Source organism: Nonomuraea sp. NPDC002799 (assembly GCF_053592075.1).
In genome coordinates, this window is sequence record NZ_JBSFVA010000050.1 from 1 (window position 1) to 18,036 (window position 18,036).

Below are 18,036 nucleotides of genomic sequence, written 5' to 3' on the forward strand. Positions count from 1 at the left end.
GCCGGTGTCGGGTTCGTAGAGGCCGGACAGGATTTTGGCGAGGGTGGTCTTGCCTGAGCCGTTCTCGCCGACGAAGGCGATGACCTCGCCCTGTTCGATCTCGATGGACACCTCGCGCAGGGCGGGCTCCTCCGCGCCGGGATAGGTGAAGGTGACGTCGTGCGCCGCGATGCGCTCGAACCCGGCCGGCATCTCCTGCTGCCGCGCGCCCGCCACGCGCCGCTCGGCGTCGGCGCAGAACTCCAGGAAGTCGGTGAAGTAGAGGCCCTCCTCGTAGAGGCGGTTGGTGGCGAAGATCAGGTTGCTCAGGGACTGCTGGGCGGAGCGGATCGCCAGCACCGCCGTGCCCGCGACGGCCAGCGGGATGGCGGCGAAGGCCAGCAGCAGGCCCAGGGCGCCGTAGACCAGGCCGGTGCCGACGCCGCCCAGCGCCTCGCCCACGAGCCTGGCCACGGTCTGCCGCCTGGCCAGGACCAGCATGACGTCCTGCTCGGCCTTGGCGACCGCGTCGTACATGCGCAGCAGGAAGCCGCGCATCGTGAACGAGCGCACCTCGGCCGCCGGCGCGCGGTCGGCCAGCAGCTCGGCGATGATCCACTTGCGGCGGTTGGCCGGGATGAGGGCGTAGAGGGTGGCGTAGCGCATCTTGGCGCCGCGGACCATGGCCCACGCGTCGGGCAGCACCGCCAGCAGGAGCAGCGGGACCAGCACCGGATGCAGGACGCCGAGCACGCCGGCCACGGCGGCGATGCCGACGGCGGCCGTCACCACGTTGATCGCGGAGGTGACCACCGAGTCGGCCATGGCGACGCCGCGCAGCCTGGCCCGCTGCAGGGCGTCGTGAAAGTCCGGGTCGTCGTAGGCCACCAGGCTGACGCGGCTGGTCAGGCCGTAGAGCCGCTCCTCGGTCAGGCGGCTGACCTGGGGGTCGAGACGCGCCTGCGCCCAGCCGGCGCCGGCCTGCGTCGTCGTGCGCAACACCGCGGCGGCGCCCACCAGGGCGAGGCTGGGCAGCGCGGCCACCACCCGGCCGGGGGTGGGGCCCTCGCTGAACAGCGCGCTCAGCACGCCGGTCGTCGCCAGCAGGCCGAAGGCGGTGAACACGCCGCCCAGGAGGTTGAGCGTGATCGTGGCCACGGTGTCGCGCGGGCTGGCCAGCCAGGCCATGCGCATCGCCTGGCCGGCGAGCGCGGGCAACTGCCTGGCGATGGTCAGGAACCCGACCTCCGCCAGCTTGTCCGTGTGGGCGTGCCAGTCGGAGAAGGAGATCTCCCCGAGCTCCAGCGGCTCATCGGCCATGATGTGAGTGTGCCCACGGGGCCGGGCTTTCTCCACCCAATATGTCGCGCCGCCGATCTGGGCGCGCGGCGTAGTTGATGGCACACTCACAGTGATGCTGCGATCAGGCGACTTCAGCAACCTGCCGGCCGAGCCGAACACGTTCGTGGGCCGGGAGTCCGATGTGGATGAGCTCGTCCACCTGATGCGTGTCTCCCGTGTCGTGACCCTCTGCGGCGCCGGCGGCATCGGGAAGACCCGCCTCGCGCTGCGGCTGACCACGGCGATAGCCCGGGACCATCCCGGCGGCGGCTGGCTGGTCGAGCTGGCCGACCTGGAGAAGGGCGAGCTCAGGGGGCACGTCGCCGCCGCGCTCGGCATCGCGGGCGACCTGGCCGAGACGATCGGCGGCCGGCGCGTGCTGCTGGTGCTCGACAACTGCGAGACCGTGGTCGGGGAGTGCGCCGAGCTCTGCCGCGACCTGGTCGGCGCCTGTCCCGGCCTCACCGTGCTGGCCACCAGCCGCGAGCCGCTGCGCGTGCCGGGCGAGACGGTGTGGCGGGTGCCGCCGCTGTCGGTGGCCGGGGCGGAGAGCGAGGCGGTGCGGCTCTTCGTGGCCAGGGCCGCCGCCGCCAGGCCCGGCTTCGAGCTGGACGCCGAGACGTTTCCCCTGGTCATGGAGTTGTGCCAGGCGCTCGACGGGTTACCGCTGGCGATCGAGCTGGCCGCCGCCCTGGTCCGGGTCCTGTCCGTCGGCCAGCTCGTCGAGCGGCTCGACGACCGGTTCAGGCTGCTGGCCGGCGGCGCCCGTACGGCTCCCGCCCGGCATCGCACGCTCAGGGCGGCGGTCGACTGGAGCTACCGGCTGCTCACCCCGCAGGAGCGGCTGCTGCTGCGCAGGACCGCCGTCTTCCGCTCCTCCTGGACCCTCGACCTGGCCGAAGCCGTCTGCTCCGGCCCCGGGCTGCCCGAGGAGGAGGTGCTGCTGCGGCTCTGCGACCTGGTCGACAAGTCGCTGATCGCCCTCGACGGCGAGATCGCCGGCCACGCCCGCTACCGCCTGCTGGAGACCGTCCGCGAATACGCGCTCGAACAGCTCACGGAGTCCGGTGAGGAGACCGAGCTGCGGCGCCGGCACCTGACGGCGCTGGCCAGGATGGCGGAGCGGTTCAAGGCGGTCCTCGCGCCGGGCACGCGCACGTCCTGGTCGGTGGTCGAGCGCTTCGTGAACCTGTTCGACGGGCTCAAGTCCGAGGTCGTGGCGGCCTGCGACTGGTCGATCGCGATCGGCCTGCCGGAGACCGCGCTCGGCCTGCTCACCGACACCCGCTTCCTGCTGATCGGCAGCGGGCGCAAGCTCGACCTGGCCGAGCGGCTGGACCGGCTGCTGGCGCTCGACGCGCCCCAGGTGCCGCCCGCGCTGCGCGGGCAGGCCATGGTGCTCCGCGGCGAGCTGGCGCTGGCGGCGGGCGACTGGGAGCCGGCGGAGCGCTCCGTCCGAGCCGGGCTCGGCCTGTGCGCCATGGCCAAGGACGTCTACGGCGAGGCCCTCGGCATGATCGTGCTGGCCCACCTCACCGGCGAGCAGGAAGCCCTGACCCGTGCGCTGGAGGCGGCCGGCCGGTCGGGCGACCGCGTCCTGGAGTCGATGGCCCACGGCGCCAGGGGCACGTTCGGCCTGCATCAGGGCCGCCTGCACGAGGCGCAGCGGGCGTTCGAGGAGGTCCTGTCGATCACCGAGGAGCTCGACAACCACTACGGCCAGTCCTTCAGCCACATCGGCCTGGCCCAGGTGGCCAGGCGCTCGGGCGACACCGCGACCGCCAAGCGGCACTACGAGTCGGGGCTGCGCCTGCTGCGCCGCGTGGACGCCAGGCAGCAGGTCGTGAGCTGCCTGGCCGGGCTCGGCCGGGTGGCGCTGGACGAGGGCGACCTCGCGGAGGCCAGGGCCAGGCTGACCGAGGCGCTGGTGCTCAGCCGCGACGCCGGGCTGCGCGCGAGCATCGGCCGGCGGCTCGCGGCGTGGGCCGGGCTGGTCGCGGCCGAGGGCGATCACCGCCGCGCGGTGTTGCTGGCCGCCGCGTCGGTGGCGCTGCGCGGCCGGCCGCCGGACGCGCGGACCGAGGAGGTGCTGCGCCCCGCGCGGACCAGGCTCGGCGCGGGCGTCGTGGACGTGTTGTGGGCCGAGGGCACGGGCATGACCGCCGACCAGGCGGTGACCTGCGCGCTCGACGGCTCGCTGCCCGTGCTGCCGCCGGAGCCGGTCGTCCCCGCCGACCAGGGCTGCAGGCTCACGCCCAGGGAGCGCGAGATCGCCGAGCTGGTCGCCAGAGGGCTCAGCAACCGGGCGATCGCCGACGAGCTCGTCATCAGCCCGGCGACGGTGGCCCGCCACGTGGCCAACATGCTGGCCAAGCTGGGCTTCGCCACGCGTACACAGATCGCCGCCTGGGTGATCGAGACCCGCTGATCCGCGAACCTCTCTACACATCTCGGGGTCCGCCCGCCTACACCGTGGGATGGCCATGTCAGCGCATGTGCCGACCCCCTTCGCCCGCCTACCGTTTCCGTGAGATCGACCGCACCGAGCGCTCCTCGCCCCTCGCGACGGGGTCGCGGCGGCCGATCGGCAGGGGACGTCACGCGTCCGCGTGGGGCCGGGCCTCCTCGGAGGGGTGGGGGTCCGGCTCCGGACACGTGACCGCGGGCTCGAGCCGCGCAGGGCTCGGGCCCGCCCTCGCCTGCGTGGTGGTCCACGTCAAATGCACAGCGGCCTACATACATCGGTGGATGTTGCGGCGACCCTGGCCGCCGTACGTTGTCGGGCATGAAACGCACCGCCTCGACCACCGGCACCGTGATCCACGAGGTGTTCCGCCGGGCCTACGAGAGAGGCGACCGGCCGGCGCTCATCGACCTGCGCGGCGGTCATGTCTACGGCTACCGCAAACTGGTGAACGAGGTGACCAGGGCGGCCTCCGGGCTGGTGCGCAGGGGCGCCAGGCGCGACCAGGTGGTGGGCGTGCACGTCTCGACCGCGGGCGCGCAGACGCTGGCCGTGCACACGGTGCTGGCGGCCGGCGGGGTGGTGGCGCCGGTCGATCCCGCGCTCGGCGTACGGGAGATGGCCTGCTGGTTGCGGCGGTGCGACGCGCGGACCCTGATCACCACGCCCGATCTGGCCGAGACGGCGGTCCTGGCGGCGGACGAGTCCCGGGTGCGCCAGGTGATCTCGATCGGCGCGGCACTCGACACGATCGACTTCCGCGGCCTGCTCACGCTGGAGCCCACGGCGCTGCCCACGCTCGACGCCAAGCGCCAGGACGCCCTCGCGCTGGCCGACGGCCGTCTTCTGTCGCACGGCGACCTGCTGGCCAGGATGGCCGAGCTCGACCTCCCCGTCCGCCTGGCGGAGTCCGACGTGGTGCTGACCACGTGGCGGCCCGACGCCGGCGGTGACCTGCCCGCCCTGGTCGGGCTGGGCGTGTCCAAGGGAGCGCTGGTGGTCGCCGCGGGTGACGGCGATCTGCCCGGCACCAGCTACGACTTCAGCGTCACCGTGGTGACGAGCCCGGAGGGCGTGCTGGAGCGCCTGCGCTGAGCGGGGCGGACCCTCGAGGATGCGGAGCTGTTATGCGCCCATCCCTTGACGGCGTGTTGCCCGGAGTGGGTTGATAGCCGTTGTTGACAACGTTGTCAAGGATCACCTACTTCGGGGGGCTTCGAAGGGATGGTGTGCGATGCGACGGTGGTTAGCGGTCGTCTCGATCACGATGGTCAGCGTGCTGGGCCTGGCGGCCTGCGGCGGCGGTGGTGGCGGGCAGACGGCCCAGAGTCCCGCGGCCGGTGGCGGCGGGAAGACGCAGGTTGAGGTCTTCTCCTGGTGGACGGGCCCCGGTGAGGCCGACGGCCTGCAGGCGATGCGGAAGATCTTCGAGCAACAGAATCCGAACCTCACCTTCTTCGACGCCGCGGTGGCCGGCGGCTCGGGCGACAAGGCCAAGGCGCTGCTGCAGTCGAAACTCCAGGCCAGCACGCCGCCCGACACCTTCCAAGGACACGCCGGCGCCGAGCTGCAGGGCTACATCAAGGCGGGCAACCTGGAGGACCTGACCTTCCTCTATGACGAGCTGAAGCTCAAGGACGTCTTCCCGGCCCAGCTCGTCGAGCAGATCAGCGTCGCCGGCAAGATCTACTCCGTGCCGGTCAACATCCACCGGTCCAACGTCCTGTGGTTCAACCCGGCCGTGCTCAAGGACGCCGGCGTGGCCGCCGCGCCCGCGACGATCGAGGAGTTCATCGCCGCCCTGGAGAAGGTCAAGGCCAAGGGCAAGATCCCGCTGTCCATCGGCTCCGAGTGGACCGTCACGCACCTGCTGGAGAACGTGCTGCTCGGCTCGCTGGGCACCGACGGCTACAACGCGCTGTTCAAGCCCGGCGCCGACTGGAACAGCCCGCAGGTCACCGCGGCGCTGCAGAGCTTCGCCAAGATCCTGACGTACGCGGGCGACCCGCAGGACGACTGGCAGCCCGCGGCCAAGCAGGTCGCCGACGGCGAGGCCGCGTTCAACGTCATGGGCGACTGGGCCTACGGCTACTTCCACAACCCGCCCGAGGGCGGCCTGGGCAAGACGTCGAAGAGCGACTTCGACTGGGCGCCCGCGCCCGGGACCGTGGGCACGTACATGTGGCTGTCCGACAGCTTCACCCTGCCCAAGGGCGCGAAGAACCGTGACGGGGCCGTCGCCTGGCTGAAGGTCGCGGCCAGCAAGGAGGGCCAGGACGCCTTCAACCCCAAGAAGGGCTCCATCCCCGCCCGCAAGGACGCCGACCAGGCGCTCTACACCGACTATCTGGCCGACGCGGTGAAGGACTGGTCGAGCAACAAGCTCGCCGGGTCCATCCAGCACGGCGTGTCGGTGAACCAGCCGTGGCTGGCCTCGATCACCGAGGCGGTCGGGCTGTTCATCGGCAGCAAGGACGTCAAGGCCCTGCAGCAGGGGCTGTCCGACGCGGCCAAGTCCAACGCCCAGTAGATCGTCCGGGTACGGCGGGCGAGCGCGTCCGCCGTACCCATGGGAGGGAATGCTTGTGAGGCGGGCGCGCACCTGGCTGCCCGGGCTCCTCCTCGTCACCCCGTCGATCATCCTGATCGGCGTCTTCGTGTACGGCATGCTGGGCTGGAACTTCCGGCTGGCCATGACGGACAAACACGATGAGGTGTCCGAGGGGAAGTTCGTCGGGCCGCAGAACTTCGTCGACATCTGGGACCAGCCCCGCTGGCACCTCTCGGTGAACCACGCGATCGTGTTCACGATCTCGTTCGTGGTGGGGGCGCTGGTGCTGGGATGGCTGCTGGCCTTCCTCATGGAGAAGGGGATCAGGGGCGAGGGCACCTTCCGGGCGATCTACCTGTTCCCGATGGCCATCTCGTTCGTCGCCACCGGGATCGTGTGGCGCTGGCTGATGAACTCGGGGACGGAGGAGCGGGCGGTCGGGCTGAACCGGCTGTTCGACTGGATCGGGCTGCCGCAGTGGCAGTGGTTCCGGGATCCGGACTGGGGGATGGCCGCGATGGCGCTGCCCGCGGTCTGGCAGATGTCCGGATACATCATGGCGCTCTTCCTGGCGGGCTTCCGTGGCGTGCCCGAGGAGTTGCGGGAGGCCGCCAGGGTGGACGGCGGCAACGAGTGGGCCGTCTACCGGTATGTGGTGCTGCCCCTGCTCCGGCCGGTGACCCTGTCCGCGCTGATCATCCTGGGGCACATCTCGCTCAAGGTGTTCGACCTGATCGTGGCCGTGTCCGGCAAGCAGATCATCACCGACGTGCCGGCGGTGTTCATGTGGGTGGCGGTGTTCGACTCGCACGATCCGGCCAAGGGGGCCACGATCGCCTCTTACATCGTGCTGAGCGTGGCGGTCTTCGTGATTCCGTACCTGATCTGGTCCGTGCGTAAGGAGAAGCGCTCATGACGGCGGTGGCCGGGCGTAAAGCGGGATTCGCCTGGGCCCGGTTCGGCCTGCTGGTCGTCTTCGTGGTGATCGTCCTGATCCCGATCTACGTGCTGCTGGTCACCAGCTTCAAGCCGCTCACCGAGGCGGACCCCGGCCAGGCGTGGAACCTGCCGCGGACGTGGACGGTGGACGCGTGGCGGGTGGCCTGGGAGAAGTTGTCCCCCGGACTGTGGAACAGCGTGTTGCTGGCGGTGCCCGGCTCGTTGTTGTCGTGCGCGCTGGGCTCCATGAACGGCTACGTGTTGTCCAAGTGGCGCTTCCCCGGCGCGGACGTGCTGTTCACGCTGTTCCTGTTCGGCATGTTCATCCCCTACCAGGGGGTGATGATCCCGCTGGTGCAGCTGCTCGTGTGGCTGAACGAGCAGACCGGGCTGGCGGGCGTCTTCTACGGCGGCATCCCCGGGCTGGTGCTGGCGCACGTGGTCTACGGCATCCCGATCTGCACGCTGATCTTCCGCAACTACTACGTCACCATTCCCGACGAGCTGATCGAGGCGTCGCGGGTGGACGGGGCCGGGATGCTCCGGGCGTACTGGTCGGTGGTGCTGCCGGTGTCGGCGCCCGCGATCGCGGTGGTGATCATCTGGCAGTTCACCTCCCTGTGGAACGACTTCCTGTTCGCCGTCTTCCTGACCGGGCCGACGAGCTGGCCGGCGACCGTGATGCTGAACAACATCGCCGGGGCGCAGGCCACCCCCTACAGCCAGCAGATGGCGGCGGCGGTCCTGGCCTCGATCCCGACGATGCTGATCTACGTGCTGCTGGGGCGGTTCTTCATGCGCGGGCTGATGGCAGGGGCGCTGAAGGGGTAGCGCCTACGGGGTCGCCAGGTGGGCGAGCGGCTCGCCGCGCACGTAGCGGGCCACGTCGGCGGCCACGATCGAGGCCGCCTTCATCGCCGTCTCCTTGCTGGCCCCGGCCAGGTGCGGGGTCATCACCAGGTTGGGGACGGTGAGCAGGCGCGAGCCCGCCGGGATGGGCTCCTCGGGGAAGACGTCCATCGCGGCCCCGAACAGATGGCCCGACTCCAGCGCGTCGCACACGGCGTCGTAGTCGACCAGCGCGCCCCTGGCGCAGTTGACCAGGACCGAGCCGCCGGGCATGGCCGCGATCTCGGCCGCGCCGATCATGCCGGTGGTCTCCGGGGTGGCGCGGGCGTGCAGGGAGACGAAGGAAGAGCGCCGGAGCAGCTCGTCCAGCTCCACCCGGTTCGGCAGGTCCACGTACGGGTCGTGGACGAGCACGGTCGCGCCGAAGCCTTCGAGCATGCGGGCCACCCGGCGGCCGATCGCGCCGTAGCCGACCAGGCCGACCGTGTTGCCCTCCAGCTCGGGGCCGACGTTGTCGTAGGTGTAGTAGTCGCCCCGCCACACGCCCCCGGCCAGGTCGGCGTGCGTCTGCGGGATGCGGCGGGTGGCGGCGAGCAACATGGCGAGCGTGTGCTCGGCGGTGGCCACGGCGTTGCGGCCCGGCGCGAACGTCACCGCGACCCCCGCCTTGGCGGCCGCCTCCAGGTTGGCGTTGACCGGCCCGCCCCGGCTGATGCAGAACAGCCGCAGATCAGGGGAGGCGTCCAGGACCCGCCGGGTCAACGGGGCCATCTGGGTCACGCAGACCTCGACGCCGCGCAGCGCCTCGATCAGCTCGTCCTCCACGTCCGAGGCCTCGTCGACCTCGCCCACCCGGCCGAACGGCTGCACCGGCCACGGCAGCGTCAGCTCGCGGACGTCCACCTCTCCGGGGACCTCGCGTCTGAGGGCGTCGATGATCAGGCGGTTCTGGACGAAGAGATCGCCTGCGGCAAGGACCTGGATGGTCAACGAACGGCTCCAATCGGGGAGTTGTACTGCAACATCGCGGCCCGCCCGTCGCGCAGGCGCAACTCCGTCAGCGCGCAGTTGTCCAGACGCGGGAACAACCGCCGGTACTCGCCGAGCGGCACGCCGATCAAGGCGCACAGGGCGAGCCGGATGGCGGTCGTGTGCGCCACCACCAGCACGCGTCCGTCAGGACGCGCGGCGGCGATGTCGGTCAGGGCTTCGATGAAACGGGCGGCGGCCCGGTGCGGGTCCTCACCGCCGGGCAGCGGATGCCGGCCGGGATCGGACTCGAACGCGGCGCGGGCCTCGGGAAAGCGGGCCTGCATCTCCGCGGAGGTCAGGCCCTCTCCCTCGCCGAAGTCCAGCTCGCGCAGCCGGGGGTCGACGCGCAACGGCAGGACCGCCGCGGTGGCGCTCTCCTCGGCGGTGATCCTGGAGCGGCTGAGCGTGGACGCCCAGACGCCGTCCAGGTCCGCGCTCTTGGCCCAGTGGGCGAGCTGGGCGGCCTGTTCGAGGCCGCGCGGGGTCAGCTCGACGTCGCTGACGCCGGCGTAGCGGTTCTCGGCGTGCCAGACGGTCTCGCCGTGGCGGACGAGCACGAGGTCGGTCATGGGGCGGTCCTCTCGCGGGCGTGTCGCGCCGCTGTCGTGTCGAGCCAGCCGCGCCGCTCCAGCTCGGCGACGAAGCGCAGGTACGGCTCGCGCAGGTCGGCCCCGGACGGCTCGACGACGGCACGGGTCCTGATCATGCGGGCGGGATCGCCGCCCGCCAGGACGGCCATGCCCAGGGCGGGCTCGGCGTTCTCCCGCAACGTCACGGGACGTCCCAGGACGTCCGCTCTGAGCTGGGTCCAGTAGGCGCTCTTCGTCGCGCCGCCGGTCAGGATGATCTCGCCGTCCACGGGGGCGCCGAGCAGGTCGAGGTAGTCGAAGCAGAGGCGTTCGACGAAGGCGGCGCCGAGCAGGATCGCGGCGTAACGCTCGACGTCGTCGGCCGGTTCGCCGAGCGTGAAGCCCTCGGCGCCGGGCGCGGCGAACGGGAAGCGCTCGCCGCGCGACACCAGCGGATAGGTGACGGCGGGTGGCCCGCCCGGGCGCGTCCGGGCAGGCGGCGCGTCCGGGCGGGTGCTGTGGCGGCCCCGGTAAGGGGCAGGCGGCGCGTCCTGGCGGCCGCTGTAGCGGGCCGCGGCCTGTTCGCTCAGCGCGCCGAGGTCGCGGCCGGGCAGGTCGCGGGTCAGGACGCCCGCGCCCGTGCTCGACGCGCCGCCCGGCAACCATGATCCGTCCGGGGCGCGGTGCGAGTACACCACGCCGAGCGGGTCGTGGATCAGCTCCTTGGTGACGCCCTTCAGCACCAGCGTCGTGCCGAGCACCGAGTTCCAGCTTCCGGCCTTCAGCGCGCCCGCGCCGAGCTGGGCCGCGCAGCCGTCCGTGGTCCCGGCGATCACCGGGGTGCCCTCGGGGAGGCCGGTCTGCTCGGCGGCCGCCCGGCAGACCACGCCGAGCCGGGTGCCGGGGCGGACGACCTCGGGCAGGACCCGCGCGGGCACCAGGTCGAGGACCTCGTCGGGCCAGCGCTCGTCGATCAGGTCGACGCCGGTCTTGAGTGCGTTGCTCAGGTCGGTGGCCACCTCGTGCCCGACCAGGCGGCGGTTGACGAAGTCGTTCTGGTGCGCCAGCCGGGCTCCGGCGGGGGCGTCCTGGAGCAGCCACAACACCTTCGGCAGCCCCCAGTTGGGCTGCATGCGCCGGTAGCCGAGGCGCTCCCAGACCCGCGCGCCCACCTCGTTGACCCGCTCCGCGCCGGCGCGCCGGTCGTCGTACATGAGGGCGGGGGTCAGCGCCCGGCCGGCGGCGTCCGCGAGCAGGACCGTTCCCGAGGTCGCGTCCACCGCCACTCCCGCCACCCGCGACGGCGGCACGTCCCGCAGCGCCTCCCGGGTGGCGGCGGCCAGCTCACGCCACCACTCCTCGGGGTCCTGCTCGTGCCGGGGGCCGTCCCGGCGGCTGGTCAGCGCCCGGCTCGCCGAGCCGAGCACCTCGCCGTCGCCGGTGACGGCCATCGCGCGCACGCTCTGCGTCCCGAGGTCGATGCCGATCCACACGCTCATGTACGGTCCCCATCACGGTCGCGCATTCCGGCCAGCAACGGCCACGTGCCCGCGCTGTTCCCGCGCAGGGTAAGGAAGTCGTCGAAAAGCTCCGCGTAGCGCAGCCGCCGCGCGGGATCGGGCTCGACCGCGTCGCGCAGGCGTACGTGCCGGGTGGCCGCGTCCGCGACGGACGGGGCGGCGCCGGTGGCGGCCAGCCCCACCAGGTAGGCCCCCCGCGCCCCCACCTCGGCGTCGGCCGAGCGGCGCACGGGCAGCCCGGTGACGTCGGCGATCAGCCCCAGCCAGGTGGTGCTGGCCGAGCCGCCGCCGCACACCCGCAACTCCGTCGGGGTCGCCCCGGTGGCCGCCAGGCAGTCCCTGATGACCATCGTGAGCCCTTCGAGCACCGCCCGCGCCACGTCCTCGCGGCCGTGCTCGAACGACAGGCCCAGCATCGAGCCCCGGGCCAGCGGGTCGGAGAAGGGCGCCCGCTCACCGGCCGGCGACAGGTACGGCAGGAACGTCAGCCCGCCCGCGCCCGGCGAGCTCCGCAGGGCCAGCTCGCTCAGCTCCTCCGGGCCGGCCAGGCCCAGCAGGCGGCAGGTCCACTGGACGACCTCCGTGCCGGCGAAGGTGGGGAAGGCCCGCAGATAGCTCCCGGGCAGCGCGATCGTGATGCCGGTCGGGTCGCCCGCCAGGTCGGGGGAGTCGACGATGACCTCGGTGCAGAGCGTGGTGCCGAGGATGCCGCACGCCTGGCCGGCCCGTACCGCGCCGGAGCCCAGCGCGGTCGTGGCGATGTCGTAGGGGGCCAGCACGACCGGGATCCCGGCGGGCAGGCCGAGCGCCGCGGCGCCGGCCGGGGTGAGCTCGGCGACGGGGCAGGAGCGGATCGGCGGCAGCAGCCGCTCGGCCCACTCCAGCCCGAACAGGGTGATCAGCTCGGGGGAGTAGGCCCGCCGGCGCAGGTCCATGAACGGCGCCGAGGCGTCGGACTCCTCGGCCACGAGCTCGCCGGTCATGCGCGCGAAGATCCAGCCACCGCAGGTCAGCATGGCGCTGGACCGGTCGAGCCGGCCGGGGTCGTGGGCGCGCAGCCAGGTCAGGATGGCGTGCGGCAACCCGGACGCGGCGGAGGAGCCGTTGCTGCGGAAGGCTTCCTCGGCCAGGCCCGAGCGGGTCCAGGCGTCCACCGTCGAGGCGGCCCTGGCGTCGTTCCAGAGGATCGCGGGACCGGTCGGGTCGCCGCCGGCGCCGACCGGCCAGCAGCCGTCGCCCTGGGCCGTCACGGCCACGAAGTCGACGTCGCCGAGCTGGGCCGCGACCTCGCGCACCGTCTCGGCGACCGCGTCCCAGACCGCGCCCATGTCCTGCTCGGCGTGGCCGGGCGCGGGCCTGGCGACCACGGTCGGCCGCCGGGCGACGACCGCCTCCGCGCCGGAGGAGTCGTACCCGACCGCCTTGATGACCGTGGTCCCCGCGTCCACGCAGATGATCGCCATCAGGCCCTGCCGTGGGAGGTCCTCGACCGGCGCGACACGGAGTCGACGATGACCGCGAGCAGGAGCACGGCGCCGGTGACCACGAAGCGGATCGAGGAGTCCAGGTTGAGCAGGGTGAGGCCGCTGGAGATGGACTGGATCACGATGATGCCGAGCAGCGCGCCGAACGCGGTGCCGCGCCCGCCGAACAGGCTCGTCCCGCCGATCACGGCCGCCGCGATGGCGTTGAGGTTGACGTCGCCCGAGCCGCTGCTCTGGTTGGCCGCCGCGAGCCTGGCCGCGGCCAGGATGCCGCCGACCGCCGCGAACGTCGAGCAGAGCACGAACACCGAGGTGTAGACGGCCTTGACGTTGATGCCGGCCCGGCGCGCGGCCTCGACGTTGCCGCCGACCGCGTAGACCGCTCTGCCCCACTTCGTCCGGGACAGCAGGTAGTGCATGATCAGCACCAGCGCCACGAAGAAGACGAACATCCAGCCGACGCCGCGCGTCTGCCCGAGGTACCAGACCACGAACGCCAGCACGACCAGCAGCGCCGCGCTCCGCAGGACCAGCGTGGAGACGCTTCTGGCCGACAACCCGGCCGCGCGCCGCTGCCGGGCGTGCAGGAAGCCGCTGGCGAACAGCCAGCCGGCCGCGATCAGCGCGAACGTGTACGACAACCAGGCCGGCACGAAGTCGAGCTGGGCGAAGTTGACCAGCCCCGAGTCGAAGGGCAGGTTGATCGAGCCCTTGGTGCCCAGCACGTAGAGCTGGAGCCCGAGGAAGGCCAGCAGCCCGGCCAGCGTGATCACGAAGCTCGGCACGCCGAACCGGTTGAAGAGCTGCCCGTAGATCCAGCCGATGACCGCGCCCAGGATCACCGCGGCCCCGATCGCCAGCCAGACCGGCAGGCCCTGGCCCACGAAGAGCACCGCGAGCACCGCGCCCGACAACCCGCTGACCGAGCCCACGGACAGGTCGATCTGGCCGACGAGCAGCACGCACACGATGCCGAGCGCGATGATGCCGACGGCGGCGGATTCGAGGGTGAGGTTCACCAGGTTCGCGCTGGACAGGAAGATCGGGTTGAGGATCTGCAGAACCGTCCAGATGACCACGAGCCCGACCACGACGGGGATGACGCCGAGGTCGCCGCCCCTGGCCCGGGCGACCACGTCGGCGAACGCGCCGCGCAGCCCTTCCCGGTCCTTGAGCCGCTCGTCCTGGCGGTCGGTGGCGATGGTGCTCACGACGGCTGTCCTTCCTGCGCGGCGTTCGTGCCCTGAGGGGCGCCCGGCGGCGTTCCGTCGCGCGCCGCCCGCCTGGACACCGCGTTGTCGGTGGCGCCGGTGATGGCGGCGATGATGTCCTCGGCGGAGACCTTGTCCACGTCGAACACGCCGTTGTTGCGGCCGAGCCGCAACACCGCCACGGTGTCGGCCACGGCCTTCACGTCCGCCATGTTGTGACTGATCATGACGACGCCCAGGCCGTTCTCGCGCAGCCGCTCGACCAGGTTGAGCACCTCGGCCGTCTGCGCGACGCCGAGGGCGGCGGTGGGCTCGTCGAGGATGATGACCTTCGGGTCGCCGAGCAGCGACCTGGCGATGGCCACCGTCTGCCGCTGGCCGCCCGACAGCGCCGCGACCGGCACCCGCACGCTCGGGATCTTGGCGGAGAGCTGCCGGAGCAGCTCCCACGAGCGTGTCTCCATGGCCACGTCGTTCAGCCGCAGCGGGCGGATCTCCTGGCCGAGGAACAGGTTCTGGATCACGTTGAGGTTCTCGCAGAGCGCCAGGTCCTGGAAGACGGTGGCGATGCCGAGCTTGTGCGCGGCGGCCGGGGCCGGGATCTCGACCTCGCGGCCCTCGAACGTGATCGTGCCCGAGTCGGGCGGGTGCACGCCCGACAGGATCTTGACCAGCGTGGACTTGCCCGCGCCGTTGTCCCCGACGACGGCGACGACCTGGCCCGCGGCGACGTCGAGCTCGATGTCGGTGAGCGCGGCCACCGCGCCGAAGGTCTTGCTGATCCCCCGCAGGGAAAGGACGGTCATCGGCTCTCCTACTTGATGCCGAGCTCTTCGCAGCCCTTGGCGTAGTCGCCCGAGCACACGTCCGCGGCCTTCATGATGCCGCTGTCGAACAACACTTCCTTGATGTTGTCGGTGGTGACGACCGTCGGGACGAACAGCTCCGACGGTGTGTTGTAGAGCGTGGTCTTGCCGGCGGGCTTCTGACCCTGGAGGAAGCCGTAGGCGGTGTTCGCCGCGGCCTCGGCCACGATCTTGATCGGCTTGGAGATCGTGTTGTACTGGTCGCCCGCGATGATCCGCTGGGCGGCGGCCACCTCGGCGTCATTGCCGGTGACCGGCGGCACCTTCACGCCCGCGGCCTTGAACGCGGCGATCGAGCCGCCGCCGGTGCCGTCATTGGCCGCGACGACGCCCACGATCTGGTCCTTGAACTGGGTGATCTGGCCGCTGACCCAGGTCTGGGCCTTCTCCGGCTGCCACTCGGGGGTGTCGTACTCCGCCAGCAGCTTGAAGCCGCTCGGGTCGACCGCGCTGTGGATGCCCTTCTTGATGAGCTGGGCAGCCGCGTCGGTGGGGGAGCCGTTCACCTGGAGGATGCCGCCTTCGGCGTTCTCCTTCTTGAGGTGGTCGACCAGGGACTGCGCGATCAGCGCGCCGATCTTCTCGTTGTCGAACGAGATGTAGTAGTCGGCGGGCGTGGCCGGGACCGGCCGGTCGTAGGCGATGACCGGGACCTGCTGCGCCTGGGCCGACTTGACGATGGTGGCCGCGGCGGCGGAGTCGACCGGGTCGATCACGATGGCCTTGACGCCCTGGGCGAGCGCGGAGTTGGCCTGTTGTTGCTGCTTGGCGGCGTCGGAGTCGGCGTTCTGGTAGATGACCTCGCAACTCGGGCAGAGCTGCTTCATCTTGGCCTCGAACAGCGGCTTGTCCTGCAGCTCGTATCGGGTCGAGGCGAGGTCGGGCATGAGGAAGGCGACCTTGGCGTTCTCGGTCCCGCCGCCGCTCGTGCCGCCGGTCGAGCCGGTCGAGCCGGTGGAGCCGGAGCCGCAGGCGGCCAGCACCGAGCCTGCGAGCACTGCCACTGCGGCGAACGTGGTGGTCCGCATCTGAGCTCTGTTCACGGGTTGGTTCCTCACTCGCTACGTCCTCACAGACGGGTTCATGACGCTCGCTGCCCCCGAGGCAGGGACATGTCCTCACAAAAGGGCACGTCCTGTGGTGCGGCTCACGTTAGCGCGCTGCCGGAAACTTTGTCCAGCACATCTGTTCAGAGCTGGCGGGCAGCCGCCACCAGGCCCTCTGCCGTCGGGGCATCCGTGACGAGCTGGTTGAAGTAGCCGCCCCGGGCCCCGGCGACGATCGACAGGACCTTCTCGGCGCCGACCGCGACCGCGATCGTGTGCGGAAGGCGGCGCAGCTCCTCCAGCTTGGGGGCCACCAGCCGCTCGCTGCCCGGATAGACGATGGGGGCGCCGTCGCGGTCGTAGACCCGCATGCACACGTCGCCCACGGCCCGGCGCAGGCTGTCGGCGTCACGCGGCATGAACGCGGGCACCACCTGCCGCATCAGGGGCGCCGAGCCGACGCCCACGACGGCGCACTTGGCGTGCGCCCACAGGTCCATGACCCGGCGCACGGACGGCTCGTGCTGGAGCGAGTAGAACAACTCGGGCCCCGGCAGCGCGGGCGCGTAGAGGTAGGCGGGCACGCCGCCGACGCGCTCGGCCAGGATGCGGGTGGTCTCGTTGGTCTGGAACCAGGGCTGGGGCTCCTCCTGGCCGCCGACCGCGGGCGCGATCGTGACCCCCGGATAGCGGCCCAGGCCCTCGCGGGCGCACTCGTAGACCGTGGTGCCGGAGGAGACCAGCACGACGTCGCCCGACTCCAGGCCGACCTGCGCCAGCGCGCGGGCCACACCGGGGGCCAGCCACGGGCCGAGGGTGGGCCCGCTGACCTTGGGGACCAGGTAGACGTGCCGCAGGTCGAGCGCGCGCGCCACCTCGGCTGCCAGCGGGCCGTCCGCCAGGGTGGCCGGGCGGTGCACCTTGATCTCGACGATGCCCTGCCTGCGGGCCTCGGTGAGCAGCCGGCTGACCGTGGCCCTGCTGACGCCGAGCCGCTTGGCGATGTCGCCCTGCGTGGCGTCCTCCATGTAGTACTGCTGCGCCGCCGCGTACATCAGCTCGTGGGGGAACCGGGCCTGCTGCGCGTCGGGTGCGCCGTCGGCGGCATTCATGCGGGCGCTCCTGGGTGCGTGCCGTGAACAAGTTTGCAGAACTGATGCGCAACCACTATAGCTTTGTGCTGTCCGATGAAGGCTAGCCGTAGACCAGGGCGTCGCCGAGGGATGTGCGCGCGTACAGGACACCGCGGCCGACGCGGGTGCCCGCGATCAGGCCCGTCCTGCGCAGCGCCGCCAGATGGCCGCCCGTGGTGCCCAGGCTCTGCCCGAGCAGGGCCGCGAGCTGGGTGGTCGTGGCGGGTTCGGCCAGCTCGGCCAGGATGCGGGCCCGGCTGCGGCCGATCAGCGCCGACAGGTCGGCGTCGGGTGCGGGCGGCGTGGCGGCGAGGCCCCGCGCGGGGTAGACCAGCGCGTACGGCCAGTCGTCCTCCAGATAGGTGCCGACGCTGGTCATGAAGACCGAGGGCAGGAAGAGCAGGCCCTTGCCGTCGAGCCGGTGCAGCCCGGCGCTGGACATGTCCACCTCGATGTGGCCGGCCCGCCAGTGGACGCGGGGGCTGAGGTCCTCCAGCGCCGCCTGCCAGCCGTAGGCGGCCAGCCGGCCGGCCCGCTGCGCCACGTCCCGCTGCAGGATCGCCTTGAAGCGCGGCCAGTCGTGGGACAGGACCTCCGTCCAGAGCGCCTCGTAGGCGTCCGCGAACAGCTCGACCACCCGGGGGCCCAGCAGCAGGTCCCTGGCCCAGCCGGCGACCCGGGGCCGCTTGGCCAGCACCCTGGCGATCTCCGCGTGCGCCTGCGCCAGCGGCGTCGCGCGCATGGCGGCCAATTCCGCCTCGAACGGCACGTCCACCGCCGTCGGCGGCGGGGCGATGAAGTCGACGTTCGCGTCGCCCCTGTTGCCGCTGACCACGGCCGCCGCCCGCAACATGGGGCGGGCCCGCGCCAGCCCCTCGTACGTCTCACGCCACCGCGCCACCCACGGGCCGTTCATGCCCGCCTGGTAGCGGCCCGTCAGCACCCACTGCGCGTGCATGGTCTCGATCAGCGGGGAGATCGCGAACCTGCTGGCCATCAGATCCTGGGGGACGACCTCGATTCGCACCGGCACCTTTCGGTTATATCCGAAA

Annotated in this window: 15 protein-coding genes; 5 read left to right on the top strand and 10 right to left on the bottom strand. The window is 71.9% G+C overall.

Annotated elements, in window-relative coordinates; all coding sequences use genetic code 11:
• A partial coding sequence (locus tag ACWD0F_RS46485; RefSeq protein WP_449888720.1) for an ATP-binding cassette domain-containing protein occupies positions 1-1,299 on the bottom strand: 1,299 nt, incomplete at its 3' end.
• 94 nt (positions 1,300-1,393) lie between these two features.
• Between ACWD0F_RS46485 and ACWD0F_RS46490 the strand changes: the two genes are divergently transcribed.
• The 5 genes from ACWD0F_RS46490 to ACWD0F_RS46510 all read left to right on the top strand — a co-directional run bounded on the left by ACWD0F_RS46490 (position 1,394) and on the right by ACWD0F_RS46510 (position 8,105).
• Positions 1,394-3,748, top strand: a complete 2,355-nt coding sequence (locus tag ACWD0F_RS46490) for an ATP-binding protein (protein ID WP_449888722.1) — start codon at positions 1,394-1,396, stop codon at positions 3,746-3,748.
• 357 nt (positions 3,749-4,105) lie between these two features.
• Positions 4,106-4,879 (top strand): AMP-binding protein, encoded by a 774-nt coding sequence (locus ACWD0F_RS46495; protein ID WP_449888724.1) that lies wholly within the window; start codon positions 4,106-4,108, stop codon positions 4,877-4,879.
• A gap of 139 nt (positions 4,880-5,018) precedes the next feature.
• Positions 5,019-6,314 (top strand): ABC transporter substrate-binding protein, encoded by a 1,296-nt coding sequence (locus ACWD0F_RS46500; protein ID WP_449888726.1) that lies wholly within the window; start codon positions 5,019-5,021, stop codon positions 6,312-6,314.
• Between the two features lie 49 nt (positions 6,315-6,363).
• Positions 6,364-7,251, top strand: coding sequence for a carbohydrate ABC transporter permease (locus ACWD0F_RS46505; RefSeq protein ID WP_449888728.1), 888 nt, complete (start codon positions 6,364-6,366; stop codon positions 7,249-7,251).
• A complete protein-coding gene (locus ACWD0F_RS46510) occupies positions 7,248-8,105 on the top strand; it encodes a carbohydrate ABC transporter permease (protein ID WP_449888730.1) in 858 nt (285 codons plus the stop codon). The genes ACWD0F_RS46505 and ACWD0F_RS46510 overlap by 4 nt, the downstream gene beginning before the upstream one ends.
• Positions 8,106-8,108: 3 nt before the next feature.
• Here the strand turns inward: ACWD0F_RS46510 and ACWD0F_RS46515 are convergent, their stop codons facing one another.
• The 9 genes from ACWD0F_RS46515 to ACWD0F_RS46555 form a co-directional block, all read right to left on the bottom strand.
• Positions 8,109-9,113: a 2-hydroxyacid dehydrogenase gene (locus tag ACWD0F_RS46515; protein ID WP_449888731.1), complete on the bottom strand. Its 1,005-nt coding sequence runs from the start codon at positions 9,111-9,113 to the stop codon at positions 8,109-8,111.
• Complete coding sequence (locus ACWD0F_RS46520) at positions 9,110-9,724, bottom strand: histidine phosphatase family protein (RefSeq protein ID WP_449888733.1); 615 nt, start codon at positions 9,722-9,724, stop codon at positions 9,110-9,112. The genes ACWD0F_RS46515 and ACWD0F_RS46520 overlap by 4 nt, the downstream gene beginning before the upstream one ends.
• A complete protein-coding gene (locus tag ACWD0F_RS46525) occupies positions 9,721-11,223 on the bottom strand; it encodes an FGGY-family carbohydrate kinase (RefSeq protein ID WP_449888734.1) in 1,503 nt (500 codons plus the stop codon). Before ACWD0F_RS46525 ends, ACWD0F_RS46520 begins: the two co-directional genes overlap by 4 nt.
• Entirely contained in the window at positions 11,220-12,707 is a 1,488-nt protein-coding gene (locus tag ACWD0F_RS46530; RefSeq protein WP_449888735.1) for an FGGY family carbohydrate kinase, read from the bottom strand. The genes ACWD0F_RS46525 and ACWD0F_RS46530 overlap by 4 nt, the downstream gene beginning before the upstream one ends.
• The gene (locus ACWD0F_RS46535; protein ID WP_449888737.1) at positions 12,707-13,939 is read right to left on the bottom strand and encodes a sugar ABC transporter permease; all 1,233 of its coding nucleotides are present in this window, start codon (positions 13,937-13,939) and stop codon (positions 12,707-12,709) included. The genes ACWD0F_RS46530 and ACWD0F_RS46535 overlap by 1 nt, the downstream gene beginning before the upstream one ends.
• Entirely contained in the window at positions 13,936-14,745 is an 810-nt protein-coding gene (locus tag ACWD0F_RS46540) for an ATP-binding cassette domain-containing protein (protein ID WP_449888739.1), read from the bottom strand. The genes ACWD0F_RS46535 and ACWD0F_RS46540 overlap by 4 nt, the downstream gene beginning before the upstream one ends.
• An 8-nt stretch (positions 14,746-14,753) precedes the next feature.
• Positions 14,754-15,848 carry an ABC transporter substrate-binding protein gene (locus tag ACWD0F_RS46545; protein WP_449888740.1) on the bottom strand — a complete coding sequence of 365 codons (1,095 nt, stop codon included), beginning with the start codon at positions 15,846-15,848 and terminating at the stop codon, positions 14,754-14,756.
• Between the two features lie 146 nt (positions 15,849-15,994).
• The gene (locus tag ACWD0F_RS46550; protein WP_449888742.1) at positions 15,995-16,963 is read right to left on the bottom strand and encodes a sugar-binding transcriptional regulator; all 969 of its coding nucleotides are present in this window, start codon (positions 16,961-16,963) and stop codon (positions 15,995-15,997) included.
• Between the two features lie 82 nt (positions 16,964-17,045).
• Positions 17,046-18,017 carry a DUF5937 family protein gene (locus tag ACWD0F_RS46555; RefSeq protein ID WP_449888744.1) on the bottom strand — a complete coding sequence of 324 codons (972 nt, stop codon included), beginning with the start codon at positions 18,015-18,017 and terminating at the stop codon, positions 17,046-17,048.
• Positions 18,018-18,036: the final 19 nt, after the last annotated feature.

Bases quoted from the DNA above. Each gene is read 5' to 3' on its own strand.
- ACWD0F_RS46500 (WP_449888726.1), top strand. From the start codon at position 5,019: ATGCGACGGTGGTTAGCGGTCGTCTCGATCACGATGGTCAGCGTGCTG.
- ACWD0F_RS46530 (WP_449888735.1), bottom strand. From the start codon at position 12,707: ATGGCGATCATCTGCGTGGACGCGGGGACCACGGTCATCAAGGCGGTC.
- ACWD0F_RS46525 (WP_449888734.1), bottom strand. From the start codon at position 11,223: ATGAGCGTGTGGATCGGCATCGACCTCGGGACGCAGAGCGTGCGCGCG.
- ACWD0F_RS46505 (WP_449888728.1), top strand. From the start codon at position 6,364: ATGCTTGTGAGGCGGGCGCGCACCTGGCTGCCCGGGCTCCTCCTCGTC.
- ACWD0F_RS46510 (WP_449888730.1), top strand. From the start codon at position 7,248: ATGACGGCGGTGGCCGGGCGTAAAGCGGGATTCGCCTGGGCCCGGTTC.
- ACWD0F_RS46490 (WP_449888722.1), top strand. From the start codon at position 1,394: ATGCTGCGATCAGGCGACTTCAGCAACCTGCCGGCCGAGCCGAACACG.
- ACWD0F_RS46540 (WP_449888739.1), bottom strand. From the start codon at position 14,745: ATGACCGTCCTTTCCCTGCGGGGGATCAGCAAGACCTTCGGCGCGGTG.
- ACWD0F_RS46495 (WP_449888724.1), top strand. From the start codon at position 4,106: ATGAAACGCACCGCCTCGACCACCGGCACCGTGATCCACGAGGTGTTC.
- ACWD0F_RS46550 (WP_449888742.1), bottom strand. From the start codon at position 16,963: ATGAATGCCGCCGACGGCGCACCCGACGCGCAGCAGGCCCGGTTCCCC.
- ACWD0F_RS46520 (WP_449888733.1), bottom strand. From the start codon at position 9,724: ATGACCGACCTCGTGCTCGTCCGCCACGGCGAGACCGTCTGGCACGCC.